Source organism: Candidatus Collinsella stercoripullorum (assembly GCF_027669965.1).
Classification (GTDB): domain Bacteria; phylum Actinomycetota; class Coriobacteriia; order Coriobacteriales; family Coriobacteriaceae; genus Collinsella; species Collinsella stercoripullorum.
Genome location: NZ_JAQECM010000016.1, coordinates 1 through 16,644, shown reverse-complemented (window position 1 = coordinate 16,644; position 16,644 = coordinate 1). Strand labels below are relative to the sequence as shown.

Here is a 16,644-nt window from a genome sequence, read left to right as displayed (position 1 = left end):
TCAGTGCTTCGCGGCCTTGTGATTCGCAAGCGTCTTCCCCGCCTTGCTTTTCGACGCTTTCGAGCTCGAACCCTTTGCAAGCGTCGAAGCGGCCTTGCCGACTTTTCCGCCATGATGAACTGGCACGGTAAACCTCCTTCCATCGAATCGATGTTGAAATAATTGTACTATTAGTACATACTTGTTTCAAATCGTGGGGAGGAGTTGCGATGGATGACGAGGGCTCGGATCGATTCCGCTACACCAAGCCGTACAGGGAAGTTGCCGCGTACCTCAATACCGTCAAGCTGCTCGTCTCTCAAGGGCGCTATAAGATCTCCGAGAGAGAGGATAAGAACCTGCCGTTCATGCGCATCTACAACCTTTTGGGCAACCGTAGGCGATGCGCGGAGATGATCTGCAGCCTGGAACCGGAAGATTTCCTTCACGCGGTCCCCAGCAGGATGGATGGGAATGAGGGGCAGGAGCTTTTCGTCTTCTGCCGCAAACACGCTTTGTACAAGATCATGGCGAACCATCCGGAAGAGATATGGGTCTACTACAAATTCGACGTCATCGGTGACACCTTCACCGTCGTGGTGTCGTTTCACGAGGCACAATATGAGCCGACGTTCCTTTTCCGGTAACCGAGGGGACGTGTCAAGGAGGAGAATCTGATGGGCAAGGCATTTTGCGAGCACTGCCGTGAATACGTCGACGTATCGCTCGTCACGGAAAAAGAGGTAACGGAATTCGAGGGAATGCGCTACGTCTACCCGGTCCGATACGGAGTCTGCCAGCGTTGCGGAGGCAGGGCGACGCCCGACGAGGTGCAGGCGGAGAACCAGCGATCGTTCCTCGATGCGGTGCGCACCGAGAACGGGATCGTCTCGCAACGAACCATCGAGGCGATCCCCGAACGATATAACATAGGGAAAAGACCGCTCTCGAAGGTGCTCGGATGGGGGGAGCAGTCCTATTCCAGGTTCATCGAGGGCGACATACCGAGCCGGGAGTACTCGAAGACCATCAGCAGGATCGACAGGAGCCCCCTTGCCTACCTGCTGATCCTACACACCAACACCCGGGCGCTCACCGATCTGGCATTCAGGAAAAGCAAGGAGGCGGCGATGCGTGCGCTCACCTCCACAAGCAGCGCCGCGGAGAGAGCCGCCGCCTATATCCTCGCCAAGACCGGCAGCTCCTCCCCGCTGGGCCTGCAGAAGGAGCTGTACTACGCCAATGGGCTCTGCGAGGCGTTCCTGGGACGCCCGCTCGTCTCCGAGCGCTGCGAGGCCTGGACGCGCGGCCCCGTGTACCCCCGCCTATGGGAGACCCTCGAGTTAAGGAGCGTCAGAGAGGAATCGATGTTCGGGCAGGAGGTCGCCGAGGCCGTCGGCAAGACCTTCTCTCCTGAGGAGAGGGAGGTCTTAGAGGCGGTGATCAGCCGCATCGCATGCTACAGCCCGTTCGCCCTACAGGATTTCACGCATAGGGAGGCGCCGTGGCGCGAGGCTCGCACCGACGTCCCCGATGGCGAGCCGTCGACCAATGAGATCTCCGAGGAGTCGGTCCGCCGGTTCTTCCACGCGCTGAAGGAACGGTACCGGATGCAGAAGCCCGCAGATATCGGCGAGTACATGCAGGACATGGTTAAGGATCTGCAAGGAAGCCGGATACCCTAGGGGCTGCGCACCGAGACGACGGTGCCGACGATGGACAACCGCCCTATTCGGGACAAGGAACGATGCGGATCGGCGCCGCCCGCCGCGGCACACAAAGATACGTCGTGCCCGGCGCCCCGCGACGGGAGCAAGGAGGGGTCCGGGGCGTCACGGCCCCGGACCCCTCCCCTCCCTCGCATCGGGCGCCGCGCCGGCGCCTAGGCGAAGGTGAGCTCCCCGGTCTCGCAGTCCATGGCGGCGATGCGCGCGAGGCTCTCCACGCGGTAGCCGCGCTCGCGCAGCTTGTCGCCGCCGCCCTGGAAGCCCTTCTCCACCGCGATGCCGATCCCCTCGACCGTGGCCCCGGCGCTCTCCACGATGGCGATGAGGCCCTCGAGCGCGCAGCCGTTGGCCAGGAAGTCGTCGATGATGAGCACGTGGTCATCGGGGGTGAGGAAGCGCTTCCCCACGATGACGGGGTACTCGCGCTGCTTGGTGAACGAGTAGATGGAGGTGGCGTACTGCTCGCCGTCGAGGTTGATGGACTGCGCCTTCTTGGCGAAGACCACCGGCACGTTCCCGAAGTGCTGCGCGGCGATGCAGGCGATGCCGATGCCCGACGCCTCGATGGTCAGGATCTTGTTGATCGGCGCGCCCTCGAACAGGCGAGCCCACTCGGCGCCCATCCGGTCGAACAGCGCCACGTCGCACTGATGGTTCAGAAACGCATCGACCTTCAGCACGTTGCCCGCCTTGACGACGCCGTCCTCGCGAATGCGGTCCTCTAGCTCCCTCATGGCAACCCTCTCTGCGCCGACAGGCCGGCACCCCTCATTGAGACATGTGATTCCCAGCAGGATACCACGACCGCGCGCCGCGGCGCTCGGCGCGCGCCCCCGGAAGCCGCACGCGGCCCCATCTGCGCAAAGCGCGCGTAAAAAACGACCCGCCCCCGGACCCGCGGGCGGGCGGTTGCGCTACACTGCCACATGTCAACCGGATACCAACGTCAAGAGGGGGACCACATGCTGAGGATCGGTCTTCTCACCAGCGGCGGCGACTGCCAGGCGCTGAACGCCACCATGCGCGGCATCGTCAAGACGCTCGAGAACAACTGCAAGGACGGCCTGGAGATCTACGGCTTCGAGGACGGCTACCAGGGTCTCATCTACAGCCGGTTCCGCATCATGACGCCGCACGACTTCAGCGGCATCCTCACCCGCGGCGGCACCATCCTGGGCACGAGCCGCACCCCCTTCAAGATGCTCGACACCCCCGAGGCCGACGGCGTCGAGAAGGTCCCCGCTATGGTGCACACCTACCATAAGCTGCAGTTGGACTGCCTGTTCATGCTCGGCGGCAACGGCTCCACCAAGACCGCCAACCGCCTGGCGCAGGAGGGGCTGAACGTCATCGCCCTGCCCAAGACCATCGACAACGACACCTGGGGCACCGAGCGCACCTTCGGCTTCTCCTCCGCCGTCGAGGTCGCCACCGAGTGCATCGACAACATCCACACCACCGCGAGCTCGCACGGCCGCGTGTTCGTCATCGAGATCATGGGCCACAAGGTCGGCTGGATCCCGCTGTACGCGGGCGTCGCCGGCGGCGCCGACGTCATCCTCATCCCCGAGATCCCCTTCGAGATGAAGAACGTCATCAGCACCATCGAGCGCCGCATGGAGCGCGGGAGCCGCTTCACCATCGTGGCGGTCGCCGAGGGCGCCATCTCCAAGGAGGACGCCAAGCTCCCCAAGAAGGAGTACAAGAAGAAGCTCGCCGCCCGCACCTCCCCCTCCATCGTCTACGACATCGCCCGCGAGATCGAGGAGAGGACCGGACGCGAGACCCGCGTGGCGATCCCCGGGCACACCCAGCGCGGCGGCGAGCCCGACGCGCAGGACCGCGTGTTCGCGACCCAGTGCGGCGCCGAGGCGGCGCTGGGATGCCTGCGCGGCGAGTACGGGTACATGATCGCGCAGGTGGGCGGCAAGATGACCCACGTCCCCCTGTCCGAGGTCGCCGGCAAGCTCAAGTACGTCGACCCCGCATGCGACCTCGTCCGCGAGGCCAAGGCGCTCGGGATCAGCTTCGGCGACGAGTAGCGCCGGGCCGCGGCGGCGCGGCGGGTCCCCATCGAACGGCACGGCGGCCGTCGGGCGCACAGCCCGGCGGCCGCCGTTTCCATGTAGCCGCGAACGGGTGCGGGCGCAGGTGGCCTAGATCGACGCGAGCGCCTGCTCGACGTCGGCGATGAGGTCCTCGGTGTCCTCGATGCCGCACGACAGGCGCACCATGTCCGGCGCGATGCCGGCGGCGGCCAGCTCCTCGTCGTTCATCTGGCGGTGCGTGGCGTTCGCGGGGTGCAGCACGCAGGTGCGCGCGTCGGCCACATGGGTGGCGATCTGGGCGACCTTGAGGCTCTTCATGAACCGCTCGGCGGCCTCGCGCCCGCCGGTGAAGCCGAAGCTCACGACGCCGCAGGTCCCGTTCGGCATGTACTTCATCGCGAGCTCGTGCCACGGGTCGCCGGGCAGGCCGGGGTACTTGACGAACCGGACCTTGGGGTGACCGGCCAGGAACTCGGCCATGGCCTGGCCGTTCGCGACGTGCCGCGGCATGCGCACGTGCAGGCTCTCCAGGCCGAGGTTCAGCAGGAAGGCGTTCTGGGGGGACTGGATGCAGCCCAGGTCGCGCATGAGCTGGGCCGTCGCCTTGGTGATGTAGGCGCCCGCCCGGCCGAACCGCTCCGTGTAGACGACGCCGTGGTAGGTCTCGTCGGGCGTGGTGAACCCGGGGAAGCGCTCGGCGTTGGCGTCCCAGTCGAAGGCGCCGGAGTCGACGATCGCGCCGCCCACCGCGGCCCCGTGGCCGTCCATGTACTTGGTGGTGGAATGCGTCACGATATCCGCCCCCCACTCGATCGGGCGGCACATGATCGGCGTGGGGAAGGTGTTGTCGACGATCAGCGGCACGCCGTGGGCATGCGCCGCGGCGGCGAAGCGCTCGATGTCCAGGACGTCGAGGGCGGGGTTGGCGATGGTCTCGCCGAAGACGGCCTTCGTGTTGGGGCGGAAGGCGGCCTCGAGCTCCTCGTCGGTGCAGTCGGGCGCCACGAAGGTGCTCTCGACGCCCATGCGGCGCATGGTGTGGGCGATGAGGTTGTAGGTGCCGCCGTAGATGGCCGAGCTCGCCACGACATGGTCGCCGGCGCCCATGATGTTGAACAGGGCGAAGAAGTTCGCGGCCTGGCCCGAACTCGTGAGCATGCCGGCGGTGCCGCCCTCGAGCTCGGCGATCTTCGCCGCGACGGCATCGTTCGTGGGGTTCTGCAGGCGCGTGTAGAAGTACCCGGACTCCTCGAGGTCGAACAGGCGGCCCATATGCTCCGAGGTGTCGTACTTCCAGGTGGTCGACTGGTAGATGGGGACCTGGCGCGGCTCGGCGTCACCGGGGCGGTAGCCGCCCTGCACGCAGGTGGTTCCGATATGCTCTGTCATGGACGCTCCTTCGTTTGCTGACGGATGCTCCAGACAGGATACTGCATCCGGGCGAAGTGCGCGCCGGCATCCGGAAATATGAAGGGCGCGCGACCGCGCGGGCCTCCCCCGCCGCGCGGTCTAGAACTCGGCGAAGCGCGCCGCGCCGACGACCGCGTCGTCGCGTCCCGCGAGCAGCTCGGTCAGGGCGGTGAGGAACGGGGGCTCGGACCCCTCGCGGAAGACGAGGTGCATGAGGACCTCGTCGGTGAACTCCGTCGACGCCACGTGCGCGCCGCTGTCGCCGGCGAGGCGCAGCACCTGCTCGTAGCGCGCATACGGGGCGCGGACGTCGACCGGGACCACGCTCGTCATCTCGACGAGGTCGCCCGCCGCGCGCGCGGCCTCCACGGCGGCCTGGGCTGCGGCGGTGTAGGCGCGCACGAGGCCGCCGGGGCCGAGCAGGGTCCCGCCGAAGTAGCGGGTGGTGACGCAGCAGACGTCCTTCAGGCCGGCGCCGCGCAGGACCTCGAGCGTCGGCAGGCCGCTCGTGCGCTGCGGCTCGCCGTCGTCGCTGGCGCGCTCGCGCCCGTCGACCAGGATCCAGGCCGGCACGTTATGGCGGGCGTCGTAATGGCGGGACCGGACGGCGGCGATGTGCTCGGACGCCTCCTGCTCGTCTTCCACATGCACGAGCTGCGCGATGAACCGGCTCTTGCGGTCGGTGAACTCCCCTGTCGCCTCCGCGCCCGCGCGCATCGTCAGATAGCCCTCCATCGCCCCTCCCCCGCTCGGATTCCACGGACCCACCCATTCTGCCACAGCCGCGCGCCCCGTGCCGGGCGGGCGATGCACGGCACGCGCCCTCGATGCGAACGGCCCCTCCGCGGGGAGGGGCCGTTCGCATCGCATATGCGGTTCAGGCGGACGGTTGCCGACCCCGTGCCACGGGCGGCGCATCCGCAGACGGACCGGGGCCGTCAGCTGTTCTTCATGACGATGCTGTCGACCGTATCGGCCACGTGCTCGCACGAATCGACGCAGTACTCCAGGAAGGTGTAGATCTCGTGCCAGGTGAAGACGATCATCGGGTCGTCGCAGCCCGTGTGCAGGTCGCGCATCGCGGCGATGTAGACCGAATCGGCCTCCTCCTCGACGGTGTTGATGGCGATGACGTGCTCGCGCAGCGTCTTGGAGCGCTTGAACTGCGGGAGCTCGTCGATCAGCTTGCACATCTCCCCGCAGGTGCGCTCGATCATCTCGACCAGGCGCAGGGCGTCGGGGCGGATGGAGCGGATGTTGTCGAAGTACAGCCGGAGCAGCACGCCCTCGATCCGGTCGACCACGGTGTCGAGGTAGTCGGACAGCACGGCGATGTCCTCGCGCTCGATGGGCGTGACGAACGCGGTCACGAGCGCGTCGAGCACGTCGTGCTTCCTCTCGTCCGCAGCCTGCTCGATCGCGTGCATCGACTCCATGGCCTCCTCGATCCGGTCGGGATCGAAGTCGCGCATGGTGTCGGCGAGCAGGCGCGCCGCCTGGCAGGCGAGCTTGCCGCACTCGCTGAACGAATCGAAGTAGAACGCATCGTTTTTCCTGGCCACTGGTGTATCCCCCCGTAGTTCGCCTTACCTTGCATGCATGCCGGCGCGACGGTGAGGCCCCGCGCGCCGGAGAGATCGCTTACCGGCGCTAGAAGACCATCATGAAGACCTTGGCCATCACGAAGCTGATGAGGCCGCAGCCCGGGAACGTGAAGACCCAGGTGAGCATCATATCCTTCACGACGGAGAAGTTGATGGCGGAGAGGCGCTTGACCGCGCCCACGCCCATGATGGCGCTCGTCTTGGTGTGGGTGGTGGAGACGGGGATGCCGAAGACCGTCGAGAGCAGGATGCAGAAGGCGCCCGCGAGGTCGGCGGAGAATCCCTGGTACTTCTCGAGCTTGACCATGTCCATGCCCACGGACTTGATGATCTTCTCGCCGCCCACGCTCGTGCCGACGCCCATGACGGCGCTGCACAGCACCATGAGCCACACCGGGATCACGGCGCCGGTGAGGTCGGGCTGGCCGTTCGAGAAGGCCACGCCGAGCAGCAGGACGCCGATGAACTTCTGGCCGTCCTGGGCACCGTGCATGAAGCTCATGGCGGCGGCGCCGAAGATCTGCAGGGCGGTGAAGGTGCCGTTGGCCTTTCGTCGGTCGACGGCGGAACAGAGTATGGTGAGCAGCTTGCATATGCCCCAGCCGATGGCGAAGCCGAGCGCGAGGCTCAGGACGAGGCCGTAGATGACCTTGACCCACTCGTCCATGTTGACGCCGCTCGTACCACCCTGGATGGCGATGGCGGCGCCGGTCAGTCCGGCGATGAGGCTGTGGCTCTCGCTCGTGGGGATGCCGAAGATGGACGCCCCCACGCTGTAGACCACGATGGAGAACATCGCGGCGCACAGGGCGACGAGGGCCTCGTGCGTGTCGCCGCCGAAGTCGACCATGTTCGAGATGGTCGAGGCGACCGAGCTGTTGATGGAGGTCATGATGAGGACGCCCAGGAAGTTGAACACCGCGCTCATGATGATGGCGGGCCGGACGTTCATGCAGCGGGTCGAGATGCAGGTGGCGATAGCGTTGGGTGCATCCGTCCATCCGTTGACGAAGATCACCCCGAGGGTCAGCAGGACCGATATCGCCATGATGGGATTGGTCGAGACCTGATCCAGGAATTGCGCTAACGAGACTTCCAAGACGTCCAGCTCCTCCGTCGTGACGTGTGCGAGCCCCGGGTCCTGCGGCCGGGTGGCCGCGGGCATGTACGCCGAGGGCGCAACGTGTGGCGGGCCTCACCGTCTGAAAAGCCCGAATTCCTGCGCGTTTGCGCCGTTGGAATGGTATCACTTTACGGAATCTTAGCCAACAGGTAACAAACGTCCAGTTTTGTAAGGGTTTTGTAAGCAGCCCCGCCCGGTCTCCCGTTAGGGGCGCGGCTCGGCGCCGCGGGGCAGGCGGCCGTGAAGGGTTTGCGCCGGAGGGGCGGCGCCGCGGGGCGGTCGCGCCTCGGACATGCTACAATATCACACCGCAAAGCGGGCCGGGCGGTCGCGCGACCGGGGGCGACCCCGGCGTGAGGAAAGTCCGGGCTCCGCAGGGCAGGATGCTGGCTAACGGCCAGGCGGGGCGACCCGACGGAAAGTGCCGCAGAAAAGAAGACTCCCACCTACGGTCCGCCGTAAAGGGAAAAGCTGAAACGGTGGTGTAAGAGACCACCAGCGCCGCGGCGACGCGGCGGCTTGGTAAACCCCATCCGGAGCAAGCGCGAATAGGGGCGCTACGGGTCGGCCCGGCCCGCGCCCGGGTAGCGTGCGAGGAGCCGCACGGCGACGTGCGTGCCAAGATAAATGACCGTCCTCGACAGAACCCGGCTTACAGGCCCGCTTTGCACCTTCCTTCCAACCGCATCACCCGCCGCGGCGCCCAGGCGCCGCGCGCTCCCCGCCGCCGGGGGCTACAATGGGGCTGCACCGTTCCCGGATGATTCGGAGCCGCCATGTCCTTCGCAGACCTCACCCGTGCACGCTACTCCTGCCGCAGCTACCGCGACGAGCCCGTCGACCCCGAGGCGCTCGCCGCCGTGCTCGAGGCCGGGCGCATCGCACCCTCCGCCCACAACAACCACCCGACCCGCGTCCTCGTGTGCGACACGCCCGAGCTGCGCGCCGCGGCGGCGTCCGCGGCGCCGAACTTCGCGCGCGGGGGCAGCGTCTTCGGCGCGCCCGTCGTGCTCGTGGTCTGCGCCCGCACCGGCGACGCCTGGGTCCGCCGCCACGACGGCATGAACTCGGCGCACATCGACACCTCGATCGTCAGCGACCAGATGATGATGCAGGCCACCGAGCTCGGACTCGGCACCTGCTGGGTCTGCATGTTCGACCCCGAGCAGGCCGCATGCGCCCTCGCGCTCCCCGACGGCGTGGAAGCCGTCTCGATGCTCACGCTCGGCTACCCCGCCGACGAGATCGCGGACGCCGCGAAGCGCGAGGCGCGCCGCATCCCGCTCGAGCGCTTCCTCGACGTCCGCGCCTGAGGCGCACGGCGCGAACCGGTGCGGGGCGATCCGACACGGTACACAGCACCCGGATGGTCCCGCTGCGCATGAACGAGGGCCCCGCAGGAATGCTCCTGCGGGGCCCTCGACCATATCCGTTGGATGCGGTGCGAATCTCCGGCTTAGTCCAGATCGTCCATGCCGAAGTTGTCGAGCGGGGCGAACGGGTCGGCGACCGGGACGGGCTCCGGGGCGGGCGCCGGCGCCGGGGCGGGCGTCGCCATGGGCATCGGGTCCGCGGCGACCGGGGCGGCCGAGCCGCTCGGGGTGGACGTCAGGAGGTCCTTGGGGAAGGAGTTCTGCGCATCGTCCATGAAGTGCTGGATGAGCTTGAGGTACTCGTTCTTGAACTCCTCGCGGGAGGCCTTCAGGCGGTCGATTTCCTCGATCTCGGTCTGCTTCTCGGCGAGCGCCTGGCGGATGACCTCGCGGGCCTTCGCGTCGGCCTCGTTGCGGATGCGCTCGGCGTTCTCGCGGGCCTCGGCGACGATGTTGTCGGCGGTCTGCTGGGCGGCGATGAGGGCCGCGGAGATCTGGCGCTCGGAGGCGCTGTACTCGGGTGCCGGGGCGGGCGCAGGGGCGGGCGCGGGCGCAGGGGCGGCAGCCGCGGCGGCGAGCTGGGCCTGCGCGTCGGCGAGCTGCTGCTCGGTGGCGGTGAGGCGGTTCTTCAGATCGACGATCTTGTTGAGCATAGCGTCGACCTCGGCGGAGACCTGCTCGAGGAAGACATCGACCTCACCGGGGTCGTATCCGCGCTTGGCCTCGGAGAAGGTCTGAGCCTGGATGTCGGCAGGTGTGATAGCCATGTTGGTACTCCCTTTCATCGCGGAGGCGCGGCCGCCGTCTCGCGGCTGCCCGGTCCATCTTACAGAATTATATTAAAGACCAGCCGCTCCGCCAGATTCAACGCAAGAAGCGCAATAACCGGCGAGAAGTCCACCCCGCCCATGGGCGGGATGATGCGGCGGAAGAGGTTGAGGTAGGGCCCGGTGACGCTGTCGAGCACCGCGACGATGTCGTACAGCAGACCCCCCTGCCTGACCGGGACCCACGAGAGGATCACCCGGGCGATGATGAGCATCTCGTAGAACCCCACGAGCGTGGAGATGACCTGGATTACGGTATAAATTTCGATCGAGCTCCCTATCCGTTACTTGAGATAGCCGTCGGCGCGCAGCTTGGCGAGGTCGGAGTCCTTGACCTCGCAGCCCTGCGGCAGGACGATGAACACGCGGTCCCCGAGCTCCTTGACCGTGGCGCCGAACCCGCAGGCGAAGCCGTAGCTGAAGTCCAGCACGCGCTTGGCGATCTCGGTGCGGACGCCCACGAAGATCAGCGCGACCGGCTGGCGGGTGCGCACGCGGCGCACGACCGTCTCGACGTCGTCGTAGCTCTCCGGGCGCAGCACGTAGGCGGGGAGCTGCGGGTTGCCGTTGACCACGGCGCTGATGTGCGCGGCGGTCTCGGACGCGGCGGGCGCGGGGGCCGGGGCGGCGTGACGGCGCGCCTCGGCGTAGCTCGAGGGCGTGTCGTAGGCGCCGGGGCGGTACGCCGGCGCGGCGTCGGCGCTGCGCGCGGGCGGGTTGAAGGTCGTCGCATGGCGGTCCGCATCGCCCACGAGCTGCCCGCTGCGGGTGTACACCGCCACGGACTCGGCCTCCCCGCGGTGCGTCTGGCCGAGGACGCCGCGGCTGGGCTGCTCGGGCTCGTACCCGTAGCCGTCCTGCGCGCCGTAGGCGTCGTCGTACCCGTCGGCGTCGTCGTAGTAGCCGTCGGCGTAGCCCTCCTCGTCCCCGTAGGCGTCCTGGGCGTACCCGCCGCCCTGCCGGGCCTGGATGCGGCTCTTGATGTCATCTAGGAAGCTCACGATGGTACCTCTCTGCCCGTGGTGCGAATATCGTATAGATGGTGCAGGTCGGGGCGCATGTCCCGACGGCCCTATTGTAGTGCAAAGCTCGGGTCGAAAACCACCCTGCCGAGGCGAACGATGGTGGAACCCTCCTCGAGCGCGACCTCGAAGTCCTCGCTCATGCCGCACGAGAGCTCGGGGAGGGCGACGCCGTGGTCGCGCTCGAGCTCGTCGCGCAGCTCGCGCAGACCGCGGAACGTCCGACGGGCGATATCCTGATCCCCGCGCGGGGCCATGGTCATAAGGCCGCGCACGCGAATGCCGGAAAGCTCCATAAGCTCGCCCATGGCGGCGCGCACCTCGGCGGGCGCAAACCCGGATTTGGACTCCTCCCCGCTGACGTTCACCTCGATCAGCACGTCTGCCAAAGCGTCGAGCTCCCCGGCGTCGATGCGGCGCCGGGCGCGGCTCGAGACCGCCTGCGCCAGGTGCAGCGAGCCGATCGAATGGATGAGGGAGGCGCGGCCGAGCACCGCGTTGACCTTGTTGGTCTGCAGGTTGCCGATCATGTCGAACCTGACGGCGGGCAGGTCCGGGTCGCCTGCGAGCGCGGCGGTCTTGCGCACGAGCTCCTGGGGGCGGTTCTCCCCGAACACGCGGTAGCCCGCGGCGATGGCGGCGCGCACCTCGTCGACGCCCACCGTCTTGGACACCGCGACGAGCTGGACCTCATCGAGCGACCTGCCCGCGCGCCCGAGCGCGTCGACCATGCGCGCGACGATCAGCTCGCGCCGCGCCCTGATGGAATCCCTGTACCCCTCGTCCATACGCATCCTTCTCGTCTCGTCCGTACACCCCCATGGTACCGCGAAAGCGCGGCCCCGCATGCACGGGACCGCGCTTTCGAAACAGCATATACACGAGGCGCCCGACAGGCCGGGCGTGTGAGGGCCGCTACTCCTCGTCCTCATCCTCGTCGTCGCCCGCGAGCGCGCGCCCGATGAGACCGCGCAGCTCCTCGCTGATCTCGTCGGCGGGCAGGTCCGCGACGCAGCGCGCGTCGGTCACGGGGTTCAGGATGACGCCCTCGCCCGACGGGATGCGCATGGCCTCGAGCTCGTCCTCGTCGATGTCGGCGATATCGGCGATGCTCAGGCGTTGGCCGGTCAGCAGGAAGGTCAGCGTGCTCGCGGCGTCGATGGAGATGGAGGCGATGCGGTCGAGGTAGCGCGACACCATGATGGCGCGGCGCAGGTCGTCGTAGGAGCTGTCGTCGCTGAGCTCCATGGACGCCATGCGGTTGTAGGCGCGGAAGAACTCCTCGTAGAGCTCGTGGACCGAGTCGTCCTGGACGAGCAGGTCGCGCATGACGCCCAGGTCGTTGCTCACGAGGACGGAGATGCAGGTGCCGAGCACCCGGTAGACGTAGGTGGCCTCTTGCCCGATGAGCTCCACGAGCTCGGCGGGCAGCTCGATGTCGGCGTTCACCTTGTGCTTGGCGGCGCGGGCGACGCGGCGCACCTTGTCGCACATGCGCTGGAGGTTGAACTCGACGTTGATGATGGTCTGCAGGAGGCGGAAGTCGGACGCGACCGGGCCCTGCGTCGCGATCAGGTTGTAGCAGACGGCCTCGAGGTTGGCGCAGCGGGCATCGATCTGCAGGGTCTTCTTCTGGGCCTTGCTGGCGAGCTTCTTGTCGTTGGTCACGAACGCGGTCACGGCGTCATGGAGCGTCAGATCGACCGCCTGGTAGATGGAGAGCATCTCGTGACGGGCCTCGATGAGCTGACGTGAGAACATCTTGCGCATAGGGTTTACTCCAATCGATCGATGCGGACGGCACCCGTCCGCTCAGCGCGCCGCCGCGAGCGCACACAAGACCCGGCGCAGGCGGCACCTGTTAAGTGTAGCAGGCGCACTGCCTCGCCTTTTGTAAGGATATCCATACAAACGCGGGCCCCCGCTTTTCATTCCCCTGATAATCGCGGGCCGAAGCCGGGTCCCGCACGGGTCGGCCGGGCGGGCCCCCCTACCCGCGCATGACGGCGACGGCGGCGTGGCGGCCGCACACCCCGTGCTCGGCGCGGAACGAGAAGAACCGGTCGTTGGAGCGCACGGTCGACAGCTGCGGGTCGAGAACCGACGCGTCCGGCACGCCGGCCTCGCGCAGCGCGGCGCGGATCGCGAAGGACAGGTCGAGCAGGCGCGGCCCCGCGCAGACGCCCGCGCCGAACGCCGCCGTGAAGTCCGCGATGAGCTCCTCGGACACCTCGTACTCGTCGGCCAGGATATGCGGCCCGATGAACGCCGCGAACCCCGCGGGGTCGCAGCCCGTCTCGCGGGCGAGGACGCGGGCCGCCGAGGCGCCGATGCGCGCCAGGGTCCCGCGCCATCCGGAGTGCACCACGGCGAAGCCGCGCAGGCAGGCGATGACGACCGGGACGCAGTCCGCGTAGCACAGCAGGACGGGGACATCGGGGGCGAGGCACACCACCGCGTCGGCGCCGTCGGCGAGCTCGGAGCGCGCGGCCCCGAGCGCGGCGACGTCCGCGGAGCGCACGATGGCGACGTGGTCACCGTGGACCTGATTGGGGACGAGCAGGCGGTCGAGCAGGTCCTCGGCCCCGAGCGCGGCGAGCACCCGGCGCCGGTTCTCGCGCACCGCCGCCGGGTCGTCCCCCACATGCGAACCGAGGTTCAGCGAGGCGTACGGCGGGGCGGAGACCCCGCCCGTGCGCTCAGTGAAGGCGCAGGCGACGGCCCCCGTGCGCGCCTCGATGAGGGTGACGTCATCGTGTCGGACCCGTTCGAGCATCTGTGCTCCCCTCTCCCAGCCGAACCGAGACGCGGTGCCGCCGGTCCCGGCGCACCGTCCCCTACAGCCTACCCTCCCGCGTGCGCGTCCGGGCACCGCGCGCGGCGCGCCCACGGATGCGCCACACGCCCGGCGCCAAGGAAAAGGGCCCCCGGCCGTGAAGCCGGAGGCCCTTCAAACCGTTGCCCGGTGTCGGTTAGAAGTTGCCGCGCTTGAGGAAGTCGGGCAGCTCGAACTGGTCGTTGCCGAAGTTGGGGAGCTCGGTGCCGCCGATGGTGCGCGTGGACGGGGCGCTCGAGGCCGGGGCGGCGTGCTGCGGCTCGGGGGTACGCGAGGCGGAGGGCTGGCCGAAGAGCTGGTCCTGGCGGTTGACGTTGGAGTCGGAGAAGCCCGTGGCGATGACGGTGATGCGCACCTGGTCGCCCAGGGACTCGTCGACCACGGTGCCGAAGATGATGTTGGCCTCGGGGTCGACCGCGTTGGCGACGAGGTCGGCGGCGTCGTTGATCTCCTGGATGCCCAGGTCCTTGGAGCCGGCGATGGAGAGCAGCACGCGCGTGGCGCCGTCGATGGAGCTCTCGAGCAGCGGGCTGGAGATGGCCTGCTGGGCGGCGTCGACGGCGCGGGTGTCGCCGGAGGCCGTGCCGATGCCCATCATGGCGGTACCGGCCTGCTTCATGATGGTCTTCACGTCGGCGAAGTCGAGGTTGATGATGCCGGGGACGGTGATGAGGTCCGTGATGCCCTGGGTGCCCTGGGACAGGACGGCGTCCGCCATGGCGAAGGCCTCGAGCATGGTGGTCTTCTTCTCGGCGATGTCGAGCAGCTTGTCGTTGGGGATGACGATCATGGTGTCGACGCACTCGGAGAGGGTGTGGATGCCCTCCTCGGCGCTGGCCTTGCGCTTGCGGCCCTCGAAGGTGAAGGGCTTGGTGACGACGGCGACGGTGAGGGCGCCCACGTCGTTCATGGCGATGTCGGCGACGATCGGGGCCGCGCCGGTGCCGGTTCCGCCGCCCTCGCCCGCGGTGATGAAGACCATGTCGGCGCCAGCGAGCGCCTCGGCGATGTCGTCACGGGACTCGTCGGCGGCCTTGCGTCCGACCTCGGGGTTCGCGCCGGCGCCGAGGCCGCGCGTGAGGTCGGTGCCGATATGGACCTTGATGTCGGCATCGGAGATCGCGAGCGCCTGGGCGTCCGTGTTGATGGCCACGAACTCGACGCCGCGGATGCCCTCCTCGATCATGCGGTTGACGGCGTTGGTGCCGCCACCGCCCACACCTACCACCTTGATGACGGCAAGATAGTTGTTGATCTCGTTCTCGTGCATGTCGGTCCTCCGAACATCCGGTGTAAGCGCTTGGCGGCCTTATCGACTATAACCCTCAAGTACAGATTAAATGTCGAGGTAAACCGCTGTATATTTGCACAATTCCGAGGTAGAAGTCAACATTTCGCGCAGCTCTCATGAAATCCGCAGGTAAACCCCAGCACCGTTCACCGGGGTCGAACGGGGGCCGTAAACCGGTCGTGGAAAGCGCCGCCCGGCGCCCGCGCGACCCCCTCCGGCGGGAAAAAAGTGCCTGTCCCTATTTTCCCGCACGTGGGAAAAAAGGGACAGGCACTTTTTTCCCGCCGGGACGCCTAGGACACGTCGGCGCTGCGGAACGAGTAGGCGTCGGGCGTGCGCACGTTGATGTAGGTCACACCGCTCTGCTGCTCGAGCAGCTGCAGGACCACCTGCTCCTTGCGGGAGATGTCGCTGGGGCTCCCGAGCGAGACCTCGACGCCGGACACCAGGTTCGCCGATATCGACTCGACCGAGGTCAGGGAGATGTCCTTGATCTGGGCGAGGAACCCGTCGGAGAACCCGCGCACGTACTCGAGACCCGCCAGCACGACCTCGGAGTCGACCTTCTGCCCGCTCGCCGGCTCCACGTCGGTCCCCACGTCCGTGAACAGCACCGCGCCGTTGTCGCTGGCGACCTTCAGGGCCGCATCCAGGTTCGAGGAGCTGCCGGAGCCGGACGCACCGGCGCCCGTCGCCGGTACCCCGTCGGCCGAGGCGTCGGCGGAGTCGGAGCCGTCGGAGGACCCCGAGGCGTCGGCGGCGGAGGCGTCGGTCGAACCGGCGTCATCGGTCGAGGCGCCGTCCGCCGTCGCGCCGTCATCCGCCGAGGCGCCGTCGCCGGTAGAGGAATCCGAGGACGCCGCGGAGGACAGGGACAGCGGGGCGATCCAGGTGTCGTCGGTGCCGATCGCCCAGGCGACGTCGTCGGCGACGATGTAGGCCACCGCGGCGACCTCGCGCTCGCGCGGGGTGACGACGATGGTGTGGGGGAACCGCCGCTCGATATCGACCCCGGTGACCCAGGGGTTCTGGAGGAGCGCGGAGGCGACCTCCTCGTCGCTCACGTTGAACAGCGTGGCGCCCTCAGGAATGGCGACGAGCTGCTCGGCGGTCTGCTGGGGGATGTGGTCGCTGCCGTTCACGACGACGTCGGTCACCGCGAACAGGCCGGAGTTCACCACCACGGCGGCGCCCGCGCCGAGCACGACGACGAGCGCGAGGGCGAGCACGACGATGACGCGCACGAGTCCCGCGCGGCCCGACGGGCGGGACTCGCGGGGGGCGGCCGCGGTGGAGGCCGGCGCCTTCTCGGGGCGCGGGGCGGACCGCGCGCGGCGCCCGATACCGAGGCGGTCGGCGAGCGAACGGGAGGCCGAGGCGGAGCCGAGGCGCGCGCGGGACGCC

17 protein-coding genes and 1 other RNA gene are annotated in these 16,644 nt (G+C 68.0%); 5 read left to right on the top strand and 13 right to left on the bottom strand.

The window, feature by feature from the left end:
• Positions 1–209: 209 nt before the first annotated feature.
• Positions 210–626, top strand: coding sequence for a hypothetical protein (locus PHA29_RS05095; RefSeq protein ID WP_270404958.1), 417 nt, complete (start codon positions 210–212; stop codon positions 624–626).
• A gap of 30 nt (positions 627–656) precedes the next feature.
• Entirely contained in the window at positions 657–1,664 is a 1,008-nt protein-coding gene (locus PHA29_RS05090; protein ID WP_270404957.1) for a Panacea domain-containing protein, read from the top strand.
• Positions 1,665–1,861: 197 nt separating this feature from the next.
• Here PHA29_RS05090 and PHA29_RS05085 read toward each other — a convergent pair whose 3' ends face one another.
• A complete protein-coding gene (locus tag PHA29_RS05085; protein ID WP_270404956.1) occupies positions 1,862–2,440 on the bottom strand; it encodes a xanthine phosphoribosyltransferase in 579 nt (192 codons plus the stop codon).
• A gap of 228 nt (positions 2,441–2,668) precedes the next feature.
• On the opposite strand from PHA29_RS05085, the gene PHA29_RS05080 reads away from it, so the two are divergent.
• On the top strand, positions 2,669–3,748 hold the full coding sequence (locus tag PHA29_RS05080; RefSeq protein WP_270848461.1) for a 6-phosphofructokinase: 1,080 nt from the start codon (positions 2,669–2,671) through the stop codon (positions 3,746–3,748).
• 114 nt (positions 3,749–3,862) lie between these two features.
• Here the strand turns inward: PHA29_RS05080 and PHA29_RS05075 are convergent, their stop codons facing one another.
• The 4 genes from PHA29_RS05075 to PHA29_RS05060 form a co-directional block, all read right to left on the bottom strand.
• On the bottom strand, positions 3,863–5,143 hold the full coding sequence (locus tag PHA29_RS05075) for an O-acetylhomoserine aminocarboxypropyltransferase/cysteine synthase family protein (RefSeq protein ID WP_270848460.1): 1,281 nt from the start codon (positions 5,141–5,143) through the stop codon (positions 3,863–3,865).
• Between the two features lie 120 nt (positions 5,144–5,263).
• Positions 5,264–5,899, bottom strand: coding sequence for an IMPACT family protein (locus PHA29_RS05070; RefSeq protein ID WP_270848458.1), 636 nt, complete (start codon positions 5,897–5,899; stop codon positions 5,264–5,266).
• Between the two features lie 203 nt (positions 5,900–6,102).
• Positions 6,103–6,726 carry a DUF47 domain-containing protein gene (locus tag PHA29_RS05065; protein WP_270404948.1) on the bottom strand — a complete coding sequence of 208 codons (624 nt, stop codon included), beginning with the start codon at positions 6,724–6,726 and terminating at the stop codon, positions 6,103–6,105.
• Between the two features lie 88 nt (positions 6,727–6,814).
• The gene (locus PHA29_RS05060) at positions 6,815–7,867 is read right to left on the bottom strand and encodes an inorganic phosphate transporter (protein ID WP_270404946.1); all 1,053 of its coding nucleotides are present in this window, start codon (positions 7,865–7,867) and stop codon (positions 6,815–6,817) included.
• A 336-nt stretch (positions 7,868–8,203) separates the two neighbouring features.
• Between PHA29_RS05060 and rnpB the strand changes: the two genes are divergently transcribed.
• Both rnpB and PHA29_RS05050 read left to right on the top strand, forming a co-directional pair.
• Positions 8,204–8,562, top strand: an RNA gene (gene rnpB, locus PHA29_RS05055) — RNase P RNA component class A.
• Between the two features lie 105 nt (positions 8,563–8,667).
• Entirely contained in the window at positions 8,668–9,204 is a 537-nt protein-coding gene (locus tag PHA29_RS05050; RefSeq protein WP_270848456.1) for a nitroreductase family protein, read from the top strand.
• Between the two features lie 143 nt (positions 9,205–9,347).
• Here the strand turns inward: PHA29_RS05050 and PHA29_RS05045 are convergent, their stop codons facing one another.
• The 8 genes from PHA29_RS05045 to PHA29_RS05010 form a co-directional block, all read right to left on the bottom strand.
• A complete protein-coding gene (locus PHA29_RS05045; RefSeq protein WP_270404943.1) occupies positions 9,348–10,031 on the bottom strand; it encodes a DivIVA domain-containing protein in 684 nt (227 codons plus the stop codon).
• A 59-nt stretch (positions 10,032–10,090) separates the two neighbouring features.
• Positions 10,091–10,321, bottom strand: coding sequence for a YggT family protein (locus PHA29_RS05040; protein WP_270404941.1), 231 nt, complete (start codon positions 10,319–10,321; stop codon positions 10,091–10,093).
• Positions 10,322–10,375: 54 nt separating this feature from the next.
• Entirely contained in the window at positions 10,376–11,092 is a 717-nt protein-coding gene (locus PHA29_RS05035; protein ID WP_270848453.1) for a cell division protein SepF, read from the bottom strand.
• 71 nt (positions 11,093–11,163) lie between these two features.
• Positions 11,164–11,901: a YggS family pyridoxal phosphate-dependent enzyme gene (locus PHA29_RS05030; RefSeq protein ID WP_270848452.1), complete on the bottom strand. Its 738-nt coding sequence runs from the start codon at positions 11,899–11,901 to the stop codon at positions 11,164–11,166.
• A 127-nt stretch (positions 11,902–12,028) separates the two neighbouring features.
• Positions 12,029–12,883 (bottom strand): phosphate signaling complex PhoU family protein, encoded by an 855-nt coding sequence (locus PHA29_RS05025; protein ID WP_270848451.1) that lies wholly within the window; start codon positions 12,881–12,883, stop codon positions 12,029–12,031.
• Positions 12,884–13,103: 220 nt separating this feature from the next.
• The gene (locus PHA29_RS05020) at positions 13,104–13,889 is read right to left on the bottom strand and encodes a polyphenol oxidase family protein (RefSeq protein WP_270848450.1); all 786 of its coding nucleotides are present in this window, start codon (positions 13,887–13,889) and stop codon (positions 13,104–13,106) included.
• A 196-nt stretch (positions 13,890–14,085) separates the two neighbouring features.
• Positions 14,086–15,219 (bottom strand): cell division protein FtsZ, encoded by a 1,134-nt coding sequence (ftsZ, locus tag PHA29_RS05015; RefSeq protein WP_270404933.1) that lies wholly within the window; start codon positions 15,217–15,219, stop codon positions 14,086–14,088.
• Between the two features lie 314 nt (positions 15,220–15,533).
• Positions 15,534–16,644, bottom strand: a 1,111-nt coding sequence (locus PHA29_RS05010) for a cell division protein FtsQ/DivIB (protein WP_270848449.1), incomplete at its 5' end; no start/stop codon positions are given.